This is a genomic window from Acidisarcina sp., from assembly GCA_035539175.1.
In the GTDB taxonomy this organism is placed as follows: Bacteria; Acidobacteriota; Terriglobia; order Terriglobales; family Acidobacteriaceae; genus JANXZS01.
In genome coordinates, this window is record DATLIY010000011.1 from 81,202 (window position 1) to 103,861 (window position 22,660).

Sequence of the window (22,660 nt, forward strand, 5' to 3'; positions counted from 1 at the left end):
GATTGGGCCACCCACTCTTCACGCTCCTTGCGAAGAGTGGGTGGCAGAAAGCAGACCGGGGACAGATTCCCTGTTCGCTTCGTATTAGTTAGATTCGTTCCGCTCTACCCGGTATTCCGCAGTCCGGCAGAGATTCCGTTGATAGTTCCTGCCAGCGCGCGATGGATCGCGTCCGTTGAGTCTCCTGCGCGCTTGCGCCGCAGCAGATCAACCTGGATCAGGTGCATCGGGTCCACATAAGGATTGCGCAGCTTGATGGACCGGGACAGCACGGGGTTCGTCTCCAGCAGCTTCGTCTGCTTGGTAACTGCCAGCAGCATCCGCAGCGTGCGTTGGAACTCTCCCTCCATCTTGGCGAAGACCCGTTCGCGCATCGCCTCATCCGGAGCCAGCGACGCATACAGCCTCGCGATGCCCATATCCGCCTTGGCCACCGCCATCTCCACGTTGCGGATCAGATCGATGAAAAGGGGGAACTCCTGCGCCATCTCCTGCAGCAGCTCCAGGCCGCCCGGTCTGCGGCAGAACTCTTCGAGCGCATAGCCCACGCCGAACCATGCGGGAACCAGCAGGCGGCTCTGCGTCCACCCAAAGACCCAGGGAATCGCACGCAGGTTGGAGAATTCGATTCCCCCTTTGCGCCGTGCGGGGCGGGAGCCGATCTTGGCATGTTCCAGCTCCGCCACCGGGGTAGCCTGCTCAAAGTACAGCAGCACTTCGGGATCCTCGACCACCGATGTGCGATAGTGCTTGAACGATGTTGCTGAAAGCTCGTCGAATGCAGCCTCCCAGTCAAGCGTCAGCACGCCTGTCTGGTGCCCCTGGGGATCGCGCACATTGGGCCGCGCCAGCGCATCCAGCGATGCGGCAATCATCAGCTCCAGGTTGCGCTCGGCCAGCACCACGTCGGCATACTTCCAGTTCAGTACCTCGCCCTGCTCGGTGATGCGGATCTGGCCGTCGAATCCCCCGATGGGCTGGGCGTAGATCGAGCGGTGCGTCGGACCGCCGCCGCGTCCCACCGTGCCTCCGCGCCCATGGAAGAGGCGCAGCGTTATGCCGCACTCCCGCGCCACCTCATGCAGCGCCCGGTGCGCGCGAAATATCTCCCACGTGCTCGCGATCATGCCGCCATCTTTGTTGGAATCCGAATAGCCGAGCATGACCTCCTGCGTATTGCCCCACGATGCCAGCAGTTGCCGGTACTCCGGCAGGTTCCACAGGGTGCGGCAGATCGCCGGAGCGTTGCGCAGATCCTCGATCGACTCAAAGAGGGGGACGGGCATCAGCCCGGGATCCCGCTCGCTGCCCTCGACGGTGACCCCGCCAAGCCGCGCCAGCCACAACACCGCGAGGATGTCCTCCACACTGGTGGCGCCGCTGATGATGTAATTGCGAATCGCCTCCGGAGTACGGCCCTTCTTGATCTCCGCAATGGCGCGGACGGTATCCAGCACATCGGCGGTCTGCGGGGTAAGCGGCACCGGAATGGCCGTATCGTGGCTCGCACTGTCGCTCCACAAGGAGGTTTCGCGCAGCGCCGCGCGATGCACGTTGGCGTGCTGCCGAATGTCCAGGGTGTGCAGATGCAGGCCGAAGGTTCGCACCAGCAGGATCAGGGGATCCACCAGGGTTTGCGCCAGGCGCAGCCCGCGATTCTCTTCGAGGCTTCGGCGCAGGATCAGGAGATCGTCAAGAAACTCCGACGCGGAGCCGTAAGGAGGCAACGCCCCCAGCGGCAACTCCTTCGACTGCGAGATGGTGAATTCCGTCACCGGCAGTTGCGAGGGAGAGCTCTCCGTCTCGCGCTCCGCCAGGGTCTGCTCCAGTCGCGCCCGCAGGCAGATCAAGTAACGGCGGTAGTATTCAAACTCGTACCGCTCGCTGAACACCTGGCTTTCCGCGCTCTGCAGGCGGGCAACGTAGCTCTCCAGCCGGTTGCTCAACTCGTCGCTTACCGGAAGCTGCTGCGCCGAACTGGTCAACAGATCGATCGTCAACTGGATCTGCTGCTGGTAGTGCGTCAGCAGATGGCCCCGCGCCAGCCGGATTGCATCCCGTGTAATCTGCGGCTTTACAAAAGGATTGCCGTCGCGGTCGCCGCCAATCCACGAGCCGAACGAAAGCAGCACCGGAAGCTGCGAAATATCGAGATCCAGGCCATATTCGCTGTGCAGAGCGTCGGCCATCTCCTGGTACAGGCCCGGCAGCGTGGCAAAGATGGAGATGTCGTAGAAGTCCAGCCCCATCTTGATTTCGTCATACACGGTGGGTCGCCGGCTGCGCACTTCGTCGGTCTGCCATAGCGCCGTAATCTCCGCCGTGATGGAATCCTGCAGCCGCTCCAGCTCTTCATCCGGCACCGGAATCCGGTCCAGACGTTCGAGGAACTCCCCAATGCGGCGGCGCTTGAACATGACCGAACGGCGCGCGACCTCGGTGGGATGCGCAGTAAAGACCGGGACCACCCGGATGCGGCTCAGCCAGTCCAGCGCTTCCTCGGCGGTAATGCCAACCTGCTTCATCTCGCGCAGAGTTCCGCGGAAGGAGCCGCGCTGCGTATTCGCCTCCTCCGTCAATTGCAGGGATGTGCGGCGGCGCTTGCGATGATTCGTCTCTGCCAGGTTGATCAGCTCGAAGTAGAACGCAAAGGCCCGCGTCAGCGTGTAGGCTTCGTCCACCGAGAGCGCGTGCACCTTCGCCAGCGCCGAGTCCAGCAGCGAAGCCGCCTCGGCACATCGGTCCTGGTTCTGCGCTTCGCGCCGCCGGATCGCGATCTGGCGGACCTCCTCCTCTTCCTGAAAAAGAGCGGCACCTGCCTGCTCGCGCAGTACTTCTCCCAGCAGCATTCCTAGTGAACGGACATCCCGCCGCAGCGGTGCTTCCTTCAGGTCCCCCGAGCGGGCTTCCAGTTCAGCAAGGCGCTGCGGCCAACTTTCAGGTTTCCAAAGAGGCGGCATAACTCTGATTATGCACGAAAGTGATGGACGTATTTTTACAGCCGGTTGGACCCGCGCGGTCAGGAGGCAGCGTCCTCTGCGCTGCTGCGGGAGATCAGTGCCTCCGGTGTGAGCTCGTCGGTCCTGCGGAGCGAAGGGAAGAGGAAACTCCACAGGCCGGCGATCAGCAGAGAGCCGACGCCGCCAACGACTACGGCGGGCACGGTTCCGAACCAGTGAGCGGTGAGGCCGCTCTCAAATTCTCCCAGCTCATTCGAGGCGCCGATGAAGAGCGAGTTCACCGCGCCGACGCGTCCCCGCATGGAGGGCGGAGTGGCCAGTTGCAGTAGGGAGGAGCGGATGACGACGCTGATCATGTCCGATGCTCCCACGATCATCAGCGCCGTGAGCGAGAGGCTGAGGCTGCGCGACAGTCCGAAGACGATGGTCGCCACGCTGTAGATGGCGACACAGAGGAACATCTTCGCTCCTGCCCGGCGCTCGATAGGCCGCCACAGGACGACCAGGGAGACGAGCAGTGCTCCGGCAGCAGGGGCGGCGCGCAGCATGCCCAATCCGGTAGGCCCGGTGAACAGGATCTCTTTTGCATAGATGGGCATAAGGGCGACGGCTCCGCCGAGCAGCACCACAAAGAGGTCGAGCGAGATGGATCCCAGGAGGATCTTGTTGCCGGCCACGTAGCGGAAGCCCGCAAGCAGTACTTCCGCGGAGACGGCGCGGTGCTCCATCCTGCCAGGCCGCACGTGTAGCGAGGCGACCAGCGCCACAAACCATAGCAGGGTGCCGAGGGTGAAGAGGAAGACCAGCGCCGCTCCGCCGAAGCGGCCATGGACGGGAAGAGTGAAGATCAGGCCGCCGAGCGCCGGGCCGGTGATGTTGGCGATCTGAAAGATGGTGGCGCCCCAGGCGACGGCGTTGATGAAGTGCTCCGGCGGCACCAGGTGCGGCACCAGCGCGGCACTTGCCGGCCCGCTGAAGGCTCTTCCCGTACCGATAAGAAAGAGCACTGCATAGATGAGGAGAACGTTGTGCATCCGCTGCCAGGCAAACCAGAAGAGAGCCAGGGTGCAGAAGGCCTGCAGCGAGTAGCAGACGAGGATGACCGCCCGCCGGTCGTAGCGGTCGGCGGCGTGTCCGGCGGGCAGGATGAACAGGAGGCCGGGGAGAAAGAGAGCCAGCCCGGTGTAGCCAAGGTCCAGCGCACGGTGGGTGATCTGGTAAACCTGCCAGGCGACGGCGACGGACTGGGCCTCCGCTCCCAGAATGGCCATGACGCGCGCCATCTGGTAACGGCGAAAGTCGCGGGAGCGGAACGCGGCGGCTCCGTTGCTTCGTTTCCCATCTTTCATGGAGCGCTTCTCAGGGTGGGCTTCGCCATGCTGTGAATTTCAGTTATACAGCTTTGGAGATACAGCTTCGAGAACGGGCAGCGGGAGTCCTCCGGCTGCCGCAAGAAGCACTCGCACTCGTTTATGCTGGAGAGTGACCGAGACCTCCGCAACAACCCCAGATATCGAGCCGGAGCGGCCGTCCAGTGCGGAAAGCACGCCGGGGCTGGGCCCGCTTACGGGCGTGGCGGCGGTGTTTCTTTGCGGCGTCTGTGCGTTTCTGGATCTGTATGCCACCCAGCCGCTGCTGCCGCTCTTCTCGCGCATCTTCCACGCGAGCAAGGCTGCCGTGGGGCTCACTGTATCGGCCTCCACGCTGGGCGTGGCCATGTCGGCACCTCTGTTTGGCATCTTCGCGGAGAGGCTGAGCCGCAAGCGGGTCATCGTTGCGTCGATCGCTGCGGTTGCGGTGCCGACCTTTCTGGCGGCAACGGCTTCCAGCCTGAACGTGTTCATCTTTTGGCGATTCATGCAGGGGCTGCTGGCTCCGGGCATCTTCGCAATCACCATCGCGTATGTGACGGAGGAGTGGGATCGCAGGAACGTTGCGCTGGTGATGAGCGTGTACGTCAGCGGCACGGCGCTTGGCGGCTTCATCGGGCGTATGCTTTCCGGCCTTACCGCAGACTGGTTCGGCTGGAAGTACTCGTTTGTCGTGCTGGGCGCAGTGACGCTGCTGGGCGCGGTTGCGGTAGCCCGATGGCTGCCGCGGGAGCGCCGTGTGGTGATCGAGGAGGAGCCCTCGCTCCGGTCGCAGTTGGCGCCGATGCTGCAACACCTAAGGAATCCGCGGCTGCTGGCCACGTACGCGGTCGGGTTCAACGTGCTGTTCTCGCTGGTCGGAGTCTTCACCTACATCACGTTCTATCTGGCAGATCCGCCGTTCCTGCTTTCTACCGCGGCACTCAGTTATCTGTTCGTGGTGTACCTGGTGGGCCTGTTTGTGACGCCGGCAGCCGGCTACGTCATTACCCGGGTCGGGCTGCGGAGAGGGATCGTCACGGCAGTTGCAATCTCGATGGTCGGGGTGGCCATTACGCTGGTGCCGTCGCTGCCTGTGGTGATTGCGGGGCTGGCTCTCTGTTCGACCGGCGTCTTCATTTCGCAGGCCTCGGCAACCAGCTTTCTGCGGGAAGCAGCGCCGGAGGGCGGGCGGGTGTCGGCGGCGGGGCTGTATCTCTCCTGCTACTACGTTGGCGGAACGGCCGCCGGAGTGGTGCCGAGCTTCTTCTGGCGTCTGGGCGGGTGGCCGGCGTGTGTAGGGTTCATCGTGGCGATGCAGGCGGTGACCATCTTCATCGCGTTAGCGGGTTGGCGGACCAATGCCGGACATTCCATATAATCGACTGGCAAAGCACACAGAAGAATCATGCGGAAAGAAGGGCATACATGGGGCTGTTCGGGAAGAAGCTGAAGCAGGAACACAAGGTGATGCGGCAGGCGGAGCGCGCCAAGGGTGCACTGCTGCCGGAGTATCACCGGGCGACTCCCGAGTGCCCTCACCCGGAGCGCTGGAGCATGTACGACTCCATGACCGCCGAGGTTGAGGTGCTGGAGTTTCTGCGGACCCTGGTGACAACGACCAAGCCGGAACTGGTGGTGGAGACGGGCTCCTTCCTGGGCGTGAGCACGCTGTGGATCGCCGAAGGCCTCAAGCAGAACGGCTTTGGCCGGATTATCAGCTGCGAGTTTGATCCGGTGGTCTTCGCCCAGGCCAGGGAGAAGATTGCCGCGTCGGGGCTGGGGCAGTGGATCGAACTGCGCAACGAGTCCAGCCTGGAGATGAAGGTCGACGGCACAATCGATCTGTTCTTCAGCGACAGCGACATGCCGATCCGCGAGCAGGAGGTGAAGCGCTTCCTGCCGCAAATCAATCCGCAGGGGATCATCCTGATGCACGACGCCAGCTCGCACCTGAAGATTGTCCGCGATGCCGCGCTGAAGCTGGAGGCTGAAGGGCTGGTTTCGGTGGTGCTGCTGCCCACGCCTCGCGGGCTGGTGGTGGCGCAGAGGCGCGAAGGACGGCGGTAAGCCGCCGCCGGGGAAAAACGCGCAAGCCCCGCTCCCTGCTCTTCACGGGGCGAGGACGGCTGCCCGGCTGGAAGGAACTCAATCCTCGCTAAGTTGTGGGCGCCACACGCAGAATCGCATGCTCCCGGTGTCGTATTGGCTGTCACATTGAGGCTTACGGATCGGTGTGATAGCATCCGAGGTTTCCTACAGACGCAAGGCCGCGGAACGTCTGCAATCGACGGCCTTAAGCGCCATTTGCTGGTGCCTGGATGGGCGAGCAAGGCAGATTCGGCATTTACCTGACTGTAATGTCAGTGTGGCGGCGCCCGCCGCAACAGAACTATTCCTGTGCCTCACCCGTAGCTCTAGCAATTTCCTCAGATAACTCTTTGCAGGCCGATCCCTCGTGCGCGCGCACCCGTCGCGCACAGGCAGGCCTGCCTGCGGCCGCCATCCGCGGAATTTCAATGATTTGGCAATTCAATGACTGGCAATTTCAGGAACCAGGGAGGATGTATCGATGAAAACCTACATGGGAAGTGAGATCCGCAACGTAGCTGTAGTTGGGCATGCACACAGCGGAAAGACCACTTTGATTTCCGCTCTGTTGCATGCCGCAAAAATGACCGACAAGCTGGGGCGTGTGGAGGATGGTTCGGCTGTTACCGCCTATGACGAAGAGGAAGTGGCTCGCCGCACCACGATGGCCAATGCCGTTGCCTTTGCGGAGTGGGCCGGGGTGAAGCTCAATTTTATCGATACTCCGGGCTTCCACATGTTTACCCATGAGGCCCGTGCCGCGATGATGCCGGTGGAGTCTGCCCTGGTGGTGATCAATGCCCAGTCCGGCCCGGAGACGGTGACCGACCGTGTGTGGAAGTTTGCCGATGAGTTCAAGCTGCCGCGCATGATCGTGATTAACCAGATGGACCATCCGAAGGCGGATAACAGCACGGCGCGCGAAGAGATGCTGGCGGCGATGCAGGAGCGCTGGGGGCGGCAGGTGGTGCCGATCCAGTTGCCGATTGTGGATCAGCAGGGCTTCCACGGAGTGATCGACCTGGTGACGATGAATGCGTTTTTCTACACACCCGACGGGGATGGCCGGGGCAAGATCGGGGAGATTCCCGGCCCGCTGAATGTGGCCGCCAAAGAGGCGCACGAGGCGCTGGTGGAGCTGGTGGCCGAGGGCAAGGATGAGCTGATGGAGGAGTTTTTCGCCCAGGGCACGATCCCGGAGCAGCATCTGATCACGGCTCTGCATGAGGCGATCCGCGAAGACCGCATCTTTCCGGTTCTCTATGCCAGCGCGCTGCGCAACGTGGGCACGGATCATCTGCTGGATTTTCTAAAGGTATATGCCCCTTCGCCGGTGGAGCGCGAGCCGGTAGAGGCGCGGTCTGTGCTGCAGGCGGTGGCGGCCAACGGTGGCGGCGGCAGCGATGCGCAGCCGGAGGTCGTGCTGCGCCGGGTCGATGACAAGGAGCCGCTGACCCTCTATGTGTATAAGACCATGACGGATCCCTTCGCTGGCCGCATCACCTTTTTCAAGGTGTACTCCGGCACGGTGAAGAATGAAGCCAGCGTTTTGAACTACACGCGCAAGGAGCCGGAGCGGCTGGCGCACCTCTCGATTATGCAGGGGCGCAAGGCGATCGAGGTGGCCGAGCTGCACGCCGGGGATCTGGGCGCCGTTGCGAAGCTGCGCGTCACGCTCACCGGCGACACCCTGGGCGAGAAGGGGCACGATGTCCTGATCGAACCGCTGAAGATGCCGGAGCCGGCCATGACCTATGCCATTGAGCCGAAGAGCCGGGCCGATGAAGATAAGCTGGCCCCGGCGTTGCACAAGCTGATGGAAGAAGACCTGATGGTCCGCTTCTTCCGCGATCCGCAGACGAATGAGTTTCTTGTAGCCGGGGCAGGCCAGCCGCATATCGAATCAATCGTCTCCAAGCTGCGCAAGCGATATCACACCGAGGTGATGCTGAAGGCGCCCAAGATTCCGTATCGGGAGACGGTGCGCGCCAAGGTGGAGGCACAGGGCCGCCACAAGAAGCAGACCGGAGGCCACGGCCAGTTTGGCGACTGCAAGATTCGCCTGGAGCCACTGCCACGCGGAGCGGGCTTTGAGTTTGCCAACGAAATCTTCGGGGGTGCGATCCCTCGGCAATTCGTACCTGCGGTGGAGAAGGGCATTGTCGAGTCGGCGGCTCGCGGCTATCTGGCGGGATATCCGGTGGTCGACTTCAAGGTAACGGTCTTCGACGGCAGCTATCACGAAGTAGATTCGAACGAAATGTCCTTCAAAATGGCGGGTCGCATTGCGTTTCGCAAGTGCATGGAGCAGGCCAGACCTGCATTGCTGGAGCCGATCATGCGGGTAGAAATCGAAGCACCGGAGGAGTTTGCCGGGGCGTTGATGGGCGATTTGAACGGGCGGCGCGGCCGCGTGCAGGGCATGGACAGCCGGGGCAGCAGCACCATAGTCAAGGCCGAGGTTCCCATGGCGGAGATGCTTAGCTACGGAACAGCGCTGACCTCGATGACCCAGGGCCGCGGCAGCTTCCGCATGGAGATGGACCACTACGACATCGTGCCCCAGCTGGTCGCGGATAAGATCCTGGCGACGGCGAAGAAGCCCGTGGATGAAGAGGAGGAGTAGCGGTCCTGGATATAGCGTGGCGAGTCACTTCGGCGGAGGCCGTTTCCTCCAGGGAACGGCCTCCACAGGAGTGGATTCGGCGAGTTGACTAGGCTGCGCCGGAGTTCGGGGCGCTCGCGGCGGTGGTTTCGTCGACCGCGGCTGCGGGCTCTTCCAGCGCAACTGCCGCCCGCGTGCTGGGCAGGATGGTTGGCCGCAGATTGGTTGGCAGAAAGACGGTAAAGACGGTGCCATGCTGCCTCGGCGACACGCTGGAGTGAAGCTGCAGGTTCCCGCCATAGCGCTGCAGGATGGACTGCGTGACCCACAATCCCAGGCCCGTACCGCGCTCCCCCTTGGTGGTAAAGAAGGGCTCTCCCAGTCGGTTGCGAACCTGCGCCGGGATGCCGCTGCCGCTATCGGCAACGGAGATGCGAATGCCGCGCACTTCTCCGTCGGCCACATGGCGGGTTGCGCGGATGCGCAGACGGAGCTGTCCACCGGCGCTGCTGGCTTCAATGGCATTTGAAATCAGGTTAGAAAATACCTGCCGCATCTCACCGGGGAGCACGGTAACCGGCTCGATGACCTCATACTCTTTGATCACGGCCAGATGCTTTTCCTCGATGCGCCGCGCATACAGAACGAGTACCTCATCGAGCAGGCGGGAGAGGTCTGTGGCGATCGGGGCAGGCGCTTCGCGATAGAAGTTGAGCGTCTGGGTGCTGATCTGGGTCACGCGTGCCAGTTCGTGTTGCGCCATCTGCAGATAATTCCGCGTACTGCCGGAGAGCATGGGATCGTCGGCCATGAGGAAGAGAAGATTGGTGATCGACTCCAGCGGGTTGTTGATCTCGTGAGCAATGGAGGCGGTCAGTCTTCCGATGGTCGCCATCTTCTGGCTCTCGCGCATGGCATCCACCGGCCGAGGGGATTCAAGACCTTTACCCCCCAGTCTTTCCGGCTGGTTTTCAACCAGCGGGTTCTTGTGGAGCGCATGTTTCATCGCCACCGGCAATCTCTGCATTTCGGATTCACGTAAAGCATCGATTGCACCAGATTGCAGCGCCAGCAGCACCTGGTCTTCGCTCCTGGCCCCAAGCAGGATCACCGGAATCGGGGGGGATTGACGCTGCCCCATTGCGATGACGTCCAGCGCCGTTAGATCAGGAACGCTGTTCTGGTCGACAAGAAGGAGGTTGGACCGGTTTTTGTGAAGGCAGTCCAGCAGAATCCGTTGGGATGGAGCCACCTCCAGCGCCACACTCTGCCGGTTACTACGCAAAATTTTGCGTATCTCGTGGCCCTGGCGGAAGCTGCTTGTTACCAGCAAAGCTCGGGTTGTGTGTTTTATGATCACTGCGGTCGGTTACGCCTCCGTTGGATTCCCAGGGTCCCAGAATTGCGCTTCCTGCGCGCTGCATACTTGGCCGCGCTTGGTTGGTACGATGTACTTTATTCGTCATTTGTTGCCAAATTTGCACAAGTTGGTATACAGCAAATCAACACAATACTGAGAGCGTGTTGAGGTTACAGGGAGAAAAGAAGTGGCCCAGAGCGCCCCTCGCTTACCAGTGCTTCGGTGGAGAACGATTTTTGGCACCCATATAACCAGTTTTGCGATCTAAACGGCTGAGACAATGGGCACAGGGAGACGGTTGGATTTGCAAAGTAACGAAAAATGCATGGTTACCAACGGAACCAGGATGACAGTCCTGGGGGGAGTCGCAGGTGCGGCGTTCCTGGCGTTAACCGCTCTGTTTGCAGCATCATTGGGAGCCGCACAGAACCAGAACCAATCTTCGGCCCAGAATCCCTACTTTGGCAGCGTGACCACTACGGCAGCCAGGCCGGATGTGATGCCGATATCGCTCGACGATGCGATCCGCATGGCGTTGGAGAAGAATCTGGCACTGACCTTAACGCAGCAGGATGAAGGAATTGCCCACGCACAAAAGCTTGAGGCGCTGGCGCCGATGCTGCCTACGGTCACCGGCGAGGCGAGTACCGGGGTTCACCAGTACAATCTTGCCGCCCAGGGCTTCCGGCCCGGGCTGGTCCACAGCCTTTCGCCCGGCGCCATCCCTATGGTGGTGGTTGTGGACGTGACATCCGCCCAGGCTAATTATTCGCAGACCCTGTTCGACGCATCGCAGATCGCCAGTTATCGCTCCGCCCGCGCCAATGAGGAGGCGGCGCGGTTCGACACGCAATCCTCGCGCGGGCTGGTGGTTCTGGCGGTAGGCACGACCTATCTCCAGGCCGTCGCGGCGGCGTCCCGGGTGGAGTATGCCCGGGCCCTGTTGCGCACCGATGAAGTGCTGCTGAACCAGGCAGTGGAGCAACACAAGGCCGGAGTGGTCGCCAATCTGGACGAGCTGCGCGCCCGAGTGATCTACCAGAGCCAGCAGCAGACCGTCATTGCAGCAGAGAACAGCTTTGAAAAGGCCAAGATCGCGCTGAATCGCGAGATCGGGCTTCCTGCCGAGCAGAAGATTGCCCTGAGCGACGCGGCTCCCTACCAAGATTTGGCAACCATCACGGTGGAAGAGGCACAGCAGCAGGCGTATCGCAGCCGGCAGGACTACCTCTCCATGCAGTCGCAGGTGAAGGCGGCGCAGCTCCATCGCAACGCTGCCAGGTATGAGCGGCTGCCGACGCTCAGCTTCGGCGGAAATTACGGTGTTACGGGCATCACGGGTGGGCTGTATCACGGAACCTTTGCCGCCGTTGGGTCGCTGAATCTTCCTCTCTTTGAGGAGGGCAAGCTGCGCGGAGACCGGGCAGTGGCGGAGGCACAACTGGGCAGCGCGATGTCGCAACTGGCGGATATGCGGTCGAAGATCGACGCGCAGCTTCGCGACAGTCTGCTGGACGTGCAGTCTTCCCAGGACCTGGTGCGCGTGGCGCAGAGCAATATCGGCCTCGCCACAAAGACGCTGGAACAGGTGACGGATCGCTATCAGGCGGGCATTGACGACAATCTTCCGGTGGTGGAGGCGCAGAGCACCCTCGCGAATGCGCAATCGCAACTGGTGGATAGCCTGTACCGCTACAACCAGGCCAAGTTGGGGCTGGCGCGGAACCTTGGCATCGTTGATACGCAGTACAAGGTTTACCTTGGGCGATAAACAATCCGCTGAAATGAAGAAGCAGGTCCTTCGCTTCGCTCAGGATGACAAAGCTAGTGTGGGGATCAGAGCTGTTGCGGGAATGAAGAAGCAGGTCCTTCGCTTCGCTCAGGATGACAAGCTAGTGTGGCTAGCAGAGCCGCTTCGGCTCAGGATGACAAAGCTAGTGGCGGAGGAGCGGAGCCGTTGCGCGCAGGATGAAAATTCGCGTCGGGTCCATACATTTCCCGGGAAAATGCAGACTCTTCCCCGGCGCAGCGACTAAGATGGATTTCCATGGAAGAGTTTTCAAGAATCAAGCGGCTGCCCCCTTATGTCTTCAACATCACGGGTGAGCTGAAGGCCAATGCCCGCAAGGCAGGCGAAGACATCATCGACTTCGGCATGGGCAATCCCGATGGCGCCACGCCGCAACACATCGTCGACAAAATGATTGAAGCGGCGCGCCGTCAGACGACGCATCGCTACTCGCTGTCGAAGGGGATTCCCCGCCTGCGGAAGGCTATCTCCAACTGGTACAAGACGCGCTACGCGGTCGATATCGATCCGGAATCGGAGGCGATCGTCACCATCGGCTCCAAGGAAGGGATCGCGCACCTTTGCCTGGCGATGCTGAACACCGGAGACACGGTGCTGGTGCCGAATCCCAGCTACCCCATCCACATCTACGGCCCGGTGATTGCCGGGGCGGATGTGCTGAGCATCCCGGTCCACAATACAGAGGATTTTCTCGCGGAGTTGGAGAGCACGATTCCGCGCATGACGCCGCGGCCCAAGCTGCTGATCGTCAACTTCCCCTCCAACCCGACGACGCAATGTGTCGATCTGCCGTTCTTTACGCGGCTGGTGGAGCTTTGCCGCGAGTTTAAGATCTGGCTGGTGCATGATCTCGCTTACGCGGATCTCGTCTTCGATGGCTACCGGGCTCCCTCGATCATGGAAGTGCCGGGCGCGAAAGAGATAGCGGTGGAGTTCTTCACGCTCTCCAAGAGCTACAACATGCCGGGATGGCGGGTTGGCTTCATGGTGGGGAGCAAGACGCTGGTCAACGCGCTCTCGCGCATCAAGAGTTACTTCGACTACGGCACCTTTACGCCCATCCAGGTGGCTTCAATTCTGGCCCTGGAGGGTCCGCAGGATTGTGTGCGCGAGATCGTCGAAAACTATCGTTCGCGGCGCGACGTGCTGGTGCAAGGGCTGAACAAGGCCGGCTGGCAGGTGGCGCTACCCAAGGCCACCATGTTTGTGTGGGGTAAGATTCCCGAGCCGTACCTCGGTCTGAAATCGCTGGAGTTCTCCAAGAAGCTGCTGACCGATGCCAAGGTCGCCGTCAGCCCCGGCGTGGGGTTCGGGGAGTACGGCGATGAACATGTTCGCTTTTCGCTGATTGAAAACGAAGAGCGCACGAGGCAGGCAATTCGCGGCATCCGGCACATGTTCCTCAAGGATGGAATCCTGGCGGAAAAGGTCCGCGAATAGATGCTGCTGCTGGGAATCGTCTTTGGCCTGGTAACAGTGGGCTCGTTCTATGCCGATTATCGCTGGAAGCGGTGGATGGCACAGCGGCGCGAGGCACGCGAACTGGATGAGAAGGGCGGGGCGGCGAAGGACCGGGGCTGATTTTCGGTAGTCCCGAGCCCTGCTCAACTGAAAGCTGCGCCTTGGGAGAAAAGCCTCCGGAAGGTTCGCCCGGGGAAAGCCGCATGGCAAGACGGGCAGGATTGCGATAGGCTGAAAGGGATCCGCCAAACGCACGTCCGGATACAATTTCGCGATACGCGAGTCTAATCATCATGTCCTTGTTTGCACGAGTACGTCGCTATGCCCTTGTCAGTCTGCCCGTGATGGCCGTGTTCTTCCTGCTGGCCACGACGGGCTTTGCCCAGTTTTCAAACCCCACGCCGGTGGGGGACAAGTCGGCGCTCCGGCCGCCCGCCGGGGCACGCGTGGCGCTTTACGTGTTCGAGGATCTGGAGTGTCCGGATTGCTCGCGCGCCTATCCGTTGCTGACGGAGGCGGCGGAGAAGTACAAGATTCCGCTGCTGATCCACGACTTCCCGCTGCCCTTTCACGCGTGGAGCTTTGACGCGGCGGTGAATGCCCGCTGGTTCGACACCAAGGGCAAAAAGACGGGCGATGAATATCGGGCAGCCGTTTATGCCTCGCAGCCCTCGATCCACACTCCGGGAGATCTGAGGTCGTTCACGGAGAAGTTTGCCGCGCAGCACCAGATCCAGTTGCCCTTTGTCGTCGATCCGCAGAAGAAGTTGTCGGATGCGGTCAAGGCCGACTACGCCCTCGGGCAAAGGATAGGCATCGAGCACACGCCGACGATCTGGGTGGTAACCAACAAAACGAATGGCGTGCCGTTTGTCGAGGTGGTGGACCGCAGCAAGCTCTACGAGATGATCGACAAGGCATTGGCGGAGACCAAGAGTCCAGCGGCTCCGGCGAAAAACCGGGTCGTGAAGGCATCGACGAAGAAGTAGCTCCCCGCAGAATTTCAAGTAATCCAAATAGTGAAGCCGCGAGCGAATCGCGGCTTTTCCTATTTACGGCTGCTTTAGTGAATCTGGACCAGCGGAGACTTCTCCTCGTGCTGAGAGGGGGGATTGACGCGGGTATGCTGCGGGGCACGCCAGTGATCGATGTAGGAGATCTGGTGTACGCAGGAGATGGTGCAGTTCGGCGAGCACGATTTTTCTGTCAGGAACTCGTGATTGAGGTGCTGACGGGTGTATTTCGCCAGCGGAATTCCAGGCCAGCCGCGCTGCTGGGAGCAGTAGTGGACGAGGCCGTCTTCGCAGACATAGATGTAGCGCGATCCGGCGCGGCAGCGCCAATCATTGGGCTTGCCGTCGGCAATGGCGAGCTGGAACTTGTTGAAACGGGAGTAGTTCTTCTTCTTGAGGCCGCGAACTTCAAAATAGACGCGGCGCTCTTCATCCTGGAGCGGCTTCAACTGGCCACTGCCGTCGTGAATGATGCCGATGGTCGAGGTAAAACCTAGCTCAAGGGCGCGGTGGCTGACGGTGAGTGCATCCTGGGGGTTCTTGATGCCGCCGCCGACGACGGAGTTGATGTTCACGTGGAAGTCAGCGTGCTCCGCCAGAAACTGCAGTTTTTTGTCGAGGACCTTGAGGCTCTTCTTGGAGATTTCGTCCGGCTCCACGTTGTCGATGGAGATCTGCATGTGGTCGAGCCCGGCGCGGTTGAGGCGCTGGATGCGCTCGGGGTTGAGCAGATAGCCGTTGGTGATCATTCCTGCCATGCGGCCGTGGTGGCGGATGCGGGCGATGATCTGATCGAGGTCGGGATGCGTCAGCGGCTCGCCGCCGGAGATGGTGATGATGCTGGTGCCGAGACGCGCAAGGTGGTCGATGCGGCGCAGCATCTCGTCGACCGGTACCGGATCGGAGACCTTATCGTACTCATTGCAGTAGGCGCAGGAGAGGTTGCAGAAGCGCATGGGAACGATCTGCGCCATAACGGCATGCCGGGTCGAGAGCAGGGCGTGACCCACCAGCGCCAGCTCGCGAGTCTTGCGCCAGGCGCCCTTCAGGCTGCGGGAAAGGGTCTTTTTGCGAGCAACGGACATATCTCATTGTATTGAATCACAGCCAGGACGCAGACTGCGAGGGGCAGGCGACGAATGGTAGGAGATCGGCGGCGAAGCGGTATCTGGCGCATCCGGCTGGGATTGCGCCGGGAGAGAGCTCAGGATGGACTTCAGTCCATCGGCTGCGCGGGGAGTTCCTGCCGCAGGCGGTCCATTTCGCGGCGAAGCTGATCCATCTGCTGCGGAGTGAAGAGTTCGGGCATCTGCTGGCGCATCTCCTCCATCTGCTGTCGGATGGCGTCGGGGTTCACGCCACTCAGGGATTTGCGGACCTCTTCCGCCAGAGCCCTGGAATCTATGTTGGGCATTTCCTGCTTCGCACTGGCTACGAGGGCATCGATCTCGGCTTTGGAGGGTGCGAAGCCGGGCCAGTCCAGCTCACTCTTCTTTTTCTGGTTCTTGGGGGAGCCGGCCTGCATGGTCAGGACCTGCTGCTTGCGGTCGCGGACGATGGTGAGCTGGACGCTCTTGCCGTAGTTCTCGCGCAGTTCGCGCTCCCAGTCGGCACGGGTGCTCAACGTGTCCTGGTTGATCTTCAGGACGACATCGTTTTGTTTCAGCCCGGCGGTGGCGGCGGGGCTCTTGCTATCCACGCTCTTGACCAGCAGACCCATCCCCTCCTGTACGCCGATGTAGTTGGCGAGCTGGGGGGCGACGGGATCCATTATGGCTCCCACGTAGAGGGCGCTGCCCTTGCCGAGGGACCAGCCTCCCATGAGGCCGTGGGGCGAGCCTGCAGTGGAGGAGTTGAAGCCCATGGCGGGAGGCGGCTCCGGGACGCTGATGTGGTTGTTCCATGCCTCCTGCTCGACGGTGGCGCGATCGGCAAGCTGTACGCTCACGTTGGTGAGCACACCGTTGCGGCTGACGACGAAGGTAACGGTTCTTCCGGAGGGAGTTTCGCGTAACAAGCGGCGGAGCTGCTCGACGCCTTCGACGGCCTGGCCATTCATTTCGAGGATGACGTCGTGGACTCTGAGGCCGGATTTGCCGGCTGGTGCGTCGTGGTCGACGGTGACGATTTCCGCGCCTTTGGCCTCCTTCAATTTGAGGGCACCGGCGCGGTCACTGTCGATGTCGCGAATGTCGACGCCAAGGTAGCCCTGCGAGGGGCGCGCCAGATAGGCAGGCGAATCCTGCATGGGCAGGAAAAATTGGCCTTCTCCCATGGCGGCATAGGCCGCGGGCGCTGCGAGACTGAGAGAACCAAGGCAGAACGAACCAAGAATGACGAACGAAACTCGCGTCAAGAAAGGATTCATCGCACGACTCCTGACTGCATTTCTTCCTCTGACGTTTTCCGGACGTACAGACCTCGCCGGCGTCATTGTATTTCGGGCAACTGGCTCAACACCTGTTGCGAAGCATTACGAATGTGTGGATTCTGGTCCTCAACCGCAACCGTGTGGAGCACCTGGCGCACGCTGCTGTCGGCCTCGACCGGTTGCAGAACGCTGATGGCCTGGGTGCGAACCGCCGGGTCACCGTCGCTCATCAGTATCTCCAGGACGGCATCGCGTACGCGCATGTCTTCCGCGATGAAGGGCTCCAGCCCGGCAAGCGCTTTACGGCGTACCGCCGGAGAGCGATCGTAGCGAGCGGAGACCATCAGGGCGTCGCGAACGGGGCCTCCGTTGCACTGGTGGCCGGCGCGGCACTCGGCGGCGAGCAGCCCGACGCTATTGCTGCGGATCTCGTTATCGCCATTGGCCTGCGCGGCGGCCAGCAGCAGACTCCGGATAAAGGGGTCGTCGAGCGAGCCGCGCATCTTGACGGGCACGACGCGGTCGTAGCTGACCTCCACTGTCTCCGAATCGGGCTCGCGCACGATGCTGCTGACGTTGGCAATCTGCGCGGAGCTTAAGTCCTCATTGGAAGCGGCAACAATGGCGGCGTTGGCCGCCGCCCGTTTCTCCGCCAGGTGATATCCGCCAAAAGCTCCGCCGCCAATGCCGAGCAGCAGGAGGACAGATGCGGCAACGGGGGCAGTACGCAGACGGCCTGCTCCGGCAAGCATGTTCTGTGCCAGGCGAACCATCCAGCTCTGCCGGGGAAGAGTATCGAGGGCGTCTTCCAGCCGGAGCCGCGTCCGCGCCAGCAGGTTGGCGGAGGGCTCCGTTACGGGATAGAGGTACATGGCCTGATGGAGTGCCTGTACGGCCTCCAGTTCGCGGCGGCAGGCGTCGCAGATGGCAAGATGTCGATCGAGTTCCGGGCTGGCTTCGTCCGGCAGTTCCCCGTAGACGGCAAGCGCTATTTTTTCTTGTGCCAGTTCGCACTTCATGATGTTTCCTTTGGCCTCAACGTACTTCCGCTCAACGTAGTTCCGTCAGATGCGTCCTTAACTTTCTGGTCGCACGGAAGAGGGTGTTTTTCGCCGTCTCTTCCGTGGTGTGCAGCATCTCTCCGATGGTCCTCAACTTCAGGCCCTGGTAGTGCTTCAACTCAAAAACCATGCGTTCGCGCGGGGTTAGTGTGTCCAAAGCCGCCTTGATTTTCTGGGCAAGGAGCTTGCGGTCCAGTTCGCGGGCGGGGTTGGCTCCCGGACGCTCGTCGGACACATTGCTCAGCAGGTCGATCTCCTCGCCGGACGAATCCACCAGTATCGATTGCTCTTCGCGGCGGGATTTGCGGCGGCGAAGATGGTCCAGGCAGAGATTGGTGACGATCCGGTAGAGCCAGGTATAAAACGAGCACTCAAAGCGGAAGTTCCCCAGATAGCGATAGGCCTTGAGAAAAGCTTCCTGGTGGATATCCTCGGCGTCGTGTTCGGAGCCCGTAAGATGCAGCGCAAGGCGTAACACCTGGGCATCGTATTGGCGCACCAGCGTGTCGAACGCTGCTCGCGAGCCCTGTTGGGCTTCACGAATCAGTTCCATCTCACTAGCTCGAGCCCGTTCGTCCTTCACCATGCTTGAGGAGGATTGTACCCTCCGCGCGGATGTCCAGTTTTGTCCCGAAGCACAGTTCGAAGGGGAACGAAGGGTCAGGGCGTCAGCAGGCATCATCACGCTCCATCCTTGCCAAATCCAGCGCTGCCGGTGGCAGCGGCACTGGTTTAGACGATGGAGGGCAGGGTTTTGTGAGCGGGAATTCGCGGATTCAAAAGGAAACAGGCGGCTCTTGAAGGGCCGCCTGTCGTGGATACTGCCGGTTCGGTCGATTTTGAAGGGGTTATGCGGTCATGGAGGGCGGTGCGGCGCTCTCGTCGGCACCGAAGGCCTTGTTGGGTTCGCTGCCCATGGTAAAGACGAAGGTTCCGCCATTGGCGACGTCGGCATGGCTGAACCAGACTTTGGTGTGGGGCTTCCCGTTGAAGGTTACGGATTGGATGTATTTGTCCTCGGGGGACTTGCGCTTTGTCTCCAGGACGAGCTCCTTGCCGTTGGCCAGCCGGATAGCTGCACGGTCAAAAAGCGGCGAGCCGAAGACGTAGTTGGCGCTGACCGGATCGACGGCGTAAAAGCCGAGGGCGCTGATGATGTACCAGGCCGACATCTGGCCGCAATCTTCGTTTCCTGCCAATCCATCCGGCTGGTTGTCGTACATGGTTTCGAGCAGGCTGCGGACGCGCTCCTGGGTCTTATAGGGTGCGCCGGCGCAGGCATAGAGGTAGGCGATATGATGGCCGGGCTCGTTTCCGTGCGCATATTGCCCGACGAGGCCGGCGATATCGGGCGGCGCATCGGGCGGCAGGTCCGAGGGGGCGCTGAAGAGCGCGTCGAGCTTGGCAACGAGAGCCTCGCGGCCGCCGAACAACTGGCCCAGGCCCTTGGGGTCGTGCTGCGCGGAGAACGTCGTTACCCAGGGATTCGACTCCGTGTAATCGCGCCACTGCTTCGAGTGGCCGATCTCGATCGGGCTGAAGGGCTCGGCCCACTCGCCATTGGCAAGTTTGGGGCGGATGAAGGTCGTTGTCTTGTCGTAGAGATTACGGTAATTCCCGGCGCCTGCCAGCAGTTGCGCAGCGTCCTCATGGGCTCCGGCGGCGCGGGCGAGATGGGCTGCGGCCCAACTGTCATAGGCGTAGTCCATCGTCTTGCTGGTTGATTCCGGCTCCTTGTCGCAGGCGATGTAGCCCTCTTTGCGGAAGGCTGCGAGGCCCTGGTAGTCCTCTTCCAGGGCGCGCTTTCTGACCAGGGAATAGGCCTTGTCAAACTCAATCCCGCGGAAGCCCTTGGCGTGGGCCTCAGCCATCACCACGACGGAGTGGTAGCCGGTCATGCAGGCGGTCTCCCTGGCATGCAGCGGCCAGACAGGCATGCCTGCCGGGCTTTCGTCCGCCATGCGGATGAGGCAGTTGACCAGATCGGGGACGCGCTTGCCCTGTGCGAGGGTGTAGAGGGGATGGGTCGCCCGGTAAGTATCCCAGAGGGAAAAGGTGCTGTAGTTGTGCAGACCCGGCTCCAGTTGATGGACCTTGCCGTCCATGCCGCGGTAGTGGCCATCGACGTCATCGAAGAGGGTAGGGGAGACGAGGGCGTGATAGAGGCCGGTATAGAAGATTTCCTTGTGCTTCTGGCTGGCGGACTCAACCGTGATGGCGGAGAGTTCCTGCTGCCAGGCGGAGTGGGCCTGGGCCTTGACCTTGGCGAAGTCCCAGCCGGGGATTTCGGCATCGAGGTTCTTCATTGCGGCTTCCGCGCTCACGCCGGAGATTCCCGTCTTGACGTAGATGACTTCGCCCTCTGCGGTTTGGAAGTGGACGAGGCACTTGAGCGATTTGCTGTCGCTCTGGCGCACTGAGGGATCGAGCTTTTGATCGTCGGCCACGATCTCAGAGGAGGCGAAGGGCCGGGAGAACTTCATGGCGAAGTAGATTTCGCGTCCAGCGGCCCAGAGCGCGGTGCTGCGTCCGCCGGTGATGGTGTCGTTGCCAACGAACTTCACATTCGACCAGAGAATGGACTTTGGGTTGCCGCCATTCAGGTGAGTCAGGTCAAGGATGAAGTGGCTGGAGTCGCTCTTGGGAAAGGTGTACTTATGAATTCCGGCGCGTTCGGTGGCACTGAGTTCGGCGCGGATGCCGTAGTCCTTGAGCAGGACGGAGTAATAGCCGGGCTCGGCGATCTCGTCGGCGTGGGAGAAGCGGGAGCGGTAGCCCTCCTCGGGATGCTCCAGGCTGCCCGGAACGGTTTTGACCGGGCCAGTGCCGGGCATGAGCAGAAAGTCCAGCAGATCGGCGGCACCGGTGCCGCTCAGATGGGTATGGCTGAATCCCATGATGGAGGTGTCCGAGTAGTGGTAGCCGGAGCAGTGGTCCCAGCCCTCGTTGAACGTATCCGGACTGAGCTGCACCATGCCGAAGGGCACGGTAGCGCCGGGATACGTGTGTCCATGTCCCCCGGTGCCGATTGCGAGCTTGACGTATTTGGTCAGGTCAGGGGCGGAGGAGGAGCGGGCTACGGCGGAAGCGAGTTTGTCCAGGCCGTGCGAGCTTGCCAGTCCGGCGGCGGAAACAGCGGAAACAGCACCGAGAAATGTTCTTCTTGTGATCATTCGTCCTATCCCACGTCGAGTTGAACGGTAACGTTTCCAAATGTAGCACCGCGACCGCTATTTTGGTTCGGTAGACTGGAATTATGGATCAATTGAATTTCGACTCTCCCAAAGCGGAGAAGCGTGAGCAGGCGGGTTGGACGATCGCGTATTGCGACGGAGGCTCGCGCGGCAATCCAGGACCGGCGGGGTTCGGGGTCTACCTGCAGGATGAGAAGGGCACCGTTGTCGGAGAACTGAGCGAGTTCCTGGGCCGGAAGACGAATAATTACGCGGAGTATTCGGGGCTGCTGGCGGCGCTCGAGTTCGCGCTGGACGCAGGACACGAGAGGTTGCGGGTAATCTCCGACTCAGAGCTGATGGTGAAGCAGATTAAAGGGCAGTATCGCGTAAATAGTCCGGAGCTGCGGCCGCTTTACGAAGAGGCGAAACGCCGCATCGGGCGACTCAAAAGCTTCCAGATTCAGCATGTGCTGCGGGACAAGAATAAGCAGGCGGACCGGCTGGCGAATCTGGCGATGGACCGGGGAATGGGCAAACCTGCGAGCGCTGCTGCGCCTGCTGCGGAACATAGATCGGAGCGGGGATCGGAGCAGGGACCGGAACGAGGGCAGGGGCGAGCCTCTACGGGCGCGAGCGCAGCGGGATATCAAATCCCGGTGGTGCGCTTGGGCTCCGAGGGCAGATCGGCTGCCAAGCCTCCGGTGAAGGCGATCCGCGGATTTGTGAAGGGCGGCGTCGTGCATCTGGTGGAAGGCGAACTGCCGGATGGAGTGTTTGTGAAGATTGAGCGGGAGTAGGCCGGGGCTGGGCCGAGGCGCTATACAGCGCCTCGCACCAATTCTTGTTTTTCGCGGGCGCTGATTATTTGGCGAGCTCGGCTTTGACGATGTCGCTTACCTGGCGGCCATCGGCGCGGAGTCCAGAGCCCTGGATCTTCGCCTGAACGGATTTGATGACGGTTCCCATCTCACGGGGGCCGGGTTTTGCGCCAGAGGCAGTGAGCTCGGCGATGACGGCGGAGACAGTATCGCGAATCTCGCTCTCCCCGGCGACCTTGGGCATGTAGGCCTCAATGACGACGATCTCGGCTGCTTCCTTTTGAGCAAGCGCGGGGCGGTTGCCCTTGGTAAATTGCTCGATGGAATCATGACGCTGTTTGACCATGGTGGTCAGGGTCTGCATCTCTTCTGCCTCGGAGAGCTCGCTGCGCTTGTCGATTTCCTTGTTCTTGAGTGCCGTCATCACCATGCGCAGGGTGGAGGTGCGTTCTGCGTCGTGGGCCTTCATTGAGGCGACCATATCTTTCTTGACTCTTTCCGCGAGGCTCACCGGAGATCTCCTGTCGAAACACTTTAATTTTTATGCTTGACGCTGCGCGTGACCCGAATTTCGCCGGGTACCGG

General features: G+C 61.4%; 17 protein-coding genes. 8 read left to right on the forward strand and 9 right to left on the reverse strand.

The window, feature by feature from the left end:
* Positions 1 to 104 precede the first annotated feature (104 nt).
* A complete protein-coding gene (gene ppc / locus VM554_14690) occupies positions 105 to 2,960 on the reverse strand; it encodes a phosphoenolpyruvate carboxylase (GenBank protein HVJ09622.1) in 2,856 nt (951 codons plus the stop codon).
* A gap of 59 nt (positions 2,961 to 3,019) precedes the next feature.
* Positions 3,020 to 4,309, reverse strand: a complete 1,290-nt coding sequence (locus VM554_14695; GenBank protein HVJ09623.1) for an MFS transporter — start codon at positions 4,307 to 4,309, stop codon at positions 3,020 to 3,022.
* Positions 4,310 to 4,442: 133 nt separating this feature from the next.
* On the opposite strand from VM554_14695, the gene VM554_14700 reads away from it, so the two are divergent.
* The 3 genes from VM554_14700 to fusA all read left to right on the forward strand — a co-directional run bounded on the left by VM554_14700 (position 4,443) and on the right by fusA (position 9,026).
* Complete coding sequence (locus VM554_14700; GenBank protein HVJ09624.1) at positions 4,443 to 5,690, forward strand: MFS transporter; 1,248 nt, start codon at positions 4,443 to 4,445, stop codon at positions 5,688 to 5,690.
* 47 nt (positions 5,691 to 5,737) lie between these two features.
* A complete protein-coding gene (locus VM554_14705) occupies positions 5,738 to 6,379 on the forward strand; it encodes a class I SAM-dependent methyltransferase (GenBank protein ID HVJ09625.1) in 642 nt (213 codons plus the stop codon).
* Positions 6,380 to 6,881: 502 nt separating this feature from the next.
* Positions 6,882 to 9,026 (forward strand): elongation factor G, encoded by a 2,145-nt coding sequence (fusA, locus tag VM554_14710; GenBank protein ID HVJ09626.1) that lies wholly within the window; start codon positions 6,882 to 6,884, stop codon positions 9,024 to 9,026.
* Between the two features lie 88 nt (positions 9,027 to 9,114).
* Here the strand turns inward: fusA and VM554_14715 are convergent, their stop codons facing one another.
* Positions 9,115 to 10,290, reverse strand: coding sequence for a HAMP domain-containing sensor histidine kinase (locus tag VM554_14715; protein HVJ09627.1), 1,176 nt, complete (start codon positions 10,288 to 10,290; stop codon positions 9,115 to 9,117).
* Positions 10,291 to 10,690: 400 nt separating this feature from the next.
* Between VM554_14715 and VM554_14720 the strand changes: the two genes are divergently transcribed.
* From VM554_14720 to VM554_14735, 4 genes are all read left to right on the forward strand, one after another.
* Positions 10,691 to 12,136 (forward strand): TolC family protein, encoded by a 1,446-nt coding sequence (locus VM554_14720; protein ID HVJ09628.1) that lies wholly within the window; start codon positions 10,691 to 10,693, stop codon positions 12,134 to 12,136.
* Between the two features lie 276 nt (positions 12,137 to 12,412).
* A complete protein-coding gene (alaC, locus tag VM554_14725; protein HVJ09629.1) occupies positions 12,413 to 13,615 on the forward strand; it encodes an alanine transaminase in 1,203 nt (400 codons plus the stop codon).
* The gene (locus tag VM554_14730; protein HVJ09630.1) at positions 13,616 to 13,756 is read left to right on the forward strand and encodes a hypothetical protein; all 141 of its coding nucleotides are present in this window, start codon (positions 13,616 to 13,618) and stop codon (positions 13,754 to 13,756) included.
* Positions 13,757 to 13,929: 173 nt separating this feature from the next.
* A complete protein-coding gene (locus tag VM554_14735; GenBank protein HVJ09631.1) occupies positions 13,930 to 14,625 on the forward strand; it encodes a thioredoxin domain-containing protein in 696 nt (231 codons plus the stop codon).
* A gap of 74 nt (positions 14,626 to 14,699) precedes the next feature.
* Here VM554_14735 and VM554_14740 read toward each other — a convergent pair whose 3' ends face one another.
* The 5 genes from VM554_14740 to VM554_14760 form a co-directional block, all read right to left on the reverse strand.
* Positions 14,700 to 15,734: a radical SAM protein gene (locus VM554_14740; protein ID HVJ09632.1), complete on the reverse strand. Its 1,035-nt coding sequence runs from the start codon at positions 15,732 to 15,734 to the stop codon at positions 14,700 to 14,702.
* A 131-nt stretch (positions 15,735 to 15,865) separates the two neighbouring features.
* Positions 15,866 to 17,017, reverse strand: a complete 1,152-nt coding sequence (locus VM554_14745) for a PDZ domain-containing protein (GenBank protein HVJ09633.1) — start codon at positions 17,015 to 17,017, stop codon at positions 15,866 to 15,868.
* 62 nt (positions 17,018 to 17,079) lie between these two features.
* Positions 17,080 to 18,039, reverse strand: coding sequence for a HEAT repeat domain-containing protein (locus tag VM554_14750; GenBank protein HVJ09634.1), 960 nt, complete (start codon positions 18,037 to 18,039; stop codon positions 17,080 to 17,082).
* A 31-nt stretch (positions 18,040 to 18,070) separates the two neighbouring features.
* Positions 18,071 to 18,634: a sigma-70 family RNA polymerase sigma factor gene (locus VM554_14755; GenBank protein HVJ09635.1), complete on the reverse strand. Its 564-nt coding sequence runs from the start codon at positions 18,632 to 18,634 to the stop codon at positions 18,071 to 18,073.
* A 295-nt stretch (positions 18,635 to 18,929) separates the two neighbouring features.
* Positions 18,930 to 21,254 (reverse strand): GH92 family glycosyl hydrolase, encoded by a 2,325-nt coding sequence (locus tag VM554_14760; GenBank protein HVJ09636.1) that lies wholly within the window; start codon positions 21,252 to 21,254, stop codon positions 18,930 to 18,932.
* Positions 21,255 to 21,337: 83 nt separating this feature from the next.
* Between VM554_14760 and VM554_14765 the strand changes: the two genes are divergently transcribed.
* Positions 21,338 to 22,054, forward strand: a complete 717-nt coding sequence (locus VM554_14765; protein ID HVJ09637.1) for a ribonuclease HI family protein — start codon at positions 21,338 to 21,340, stop codon at positions 22,052 to 22,054.
* A gap of 64 nt (positions 22,055 to 22,118) precedes the next feature.
* Here VM554_14765 and VM554_14770 read toward each other — a convergent pair whose 3' ends face one another.
* The gene (locus VM554_14770) at positions 22,119 to 22,586 is read right to left on the reverse strand and encodes a GatB/YqeY domain-containing protein (GenBank protein HVJ09638.1); all 468 of its coding nucleotides are present in this window, start codon (positions 22,584 to 22,586) and stop codon (positions 22,119 to 22,121) included.
* Positions 22,587 to 22,660: the final 74 nt, after the last annotated feature.

Coding starts and splice junctions, on each gene's coding strand:
- VM554_14750 (HVJ09634.1), bottom strand. CDS start 18,039: ATGAAGTGCGAACTGGCACAAGAAAAAATAGCGCTTGCCGTCTACGGG.
- VM554_14730 (HVJ09630.1), top strand. CDS start 13,616: ATGCTGCTGCTGGGAATCGTCTTTGGCCTGGTAACAGTGGGCTCGTTC.
- VM554_14705 (HVJ09625.1), top strand. CDS start 5,738: ATGGGGCTGTTCGGGAAGAAGCTGAAGCAGGAACACAAGGTGATGCGG.
- VM554_14695 (HVJ09623.1), bottom strand. CDS start 4,309: ATGAAAGATGGGAAACGAAGCAACGGAGCCGCCGCGTTCCGCTCCCGC.
- VM554_14720 (HVJ09628.1), top strand. CDS start 10,691: ATGGTTACCAACGGAACCAGGATGACAGTCCTGGGGGGAGTCGCAGGT.
- VM554_14760 (HVJ09636.1), bottom strand. CDS start 21,254: ATGATCACAAGAAGAACATTTCTCGGTGCTGTTTCCGCTGTTTCCGCC.
- fusA (HVJ09626.1), top strand. CDS start 6,882: ATGAAAACCTACATGGGAAGTGAGATCCGCAACGTAGCTGTAGTTGGG.
- VM554_14765 (HVJ09637.1), top strand. CDS start 21,338: ATGGATCAATTGAATTTCGACTCTCCCAAAGCGGAGAAGCGTGAGCAG.
- alaC (HVJ09629.1), top strand. CDS start 12,413: ATGGAAGAGTTTTCAAGAATCAAGCGGCTGCCCCCTTATGTCTTCAAC.
- VM554_14735 (HVJ09631.1), top strand. CDS start 13,930: ATGTCCTTGTTTGCACGAGTACGTCGCTATGCCCTTGTCAGTCTGCCC.
- VM554_14740 (HVJ09632.1), bottom strand. CDS start 15,734: ATGTCCGTTGCTCGCAAAAAGACCCTTTCCCGCAGCCTGAAGGGCGCC.
- ppc (HVJ09622.1), bottom strand. CDS start 2,960: ATGCCGCCTCTTTGGAAACCTGAAAGTTGGCCGCAGCGCCTTGCTGAA.
- VM554_14755 (HVJ09635.1), bottom strand. CDS start 18,634: ATGGAACTGATTCGTGAAGCCCAACAGGGCTCGCGAGCAGCGTTCGAC.
- VM554_14745 (HVJ09633.1), bottom strand. CDS start 17,017: ATGAATCCTTTCTTGACGCGAGTTTCGTTCGTCATTCTTGGTTCGTTC.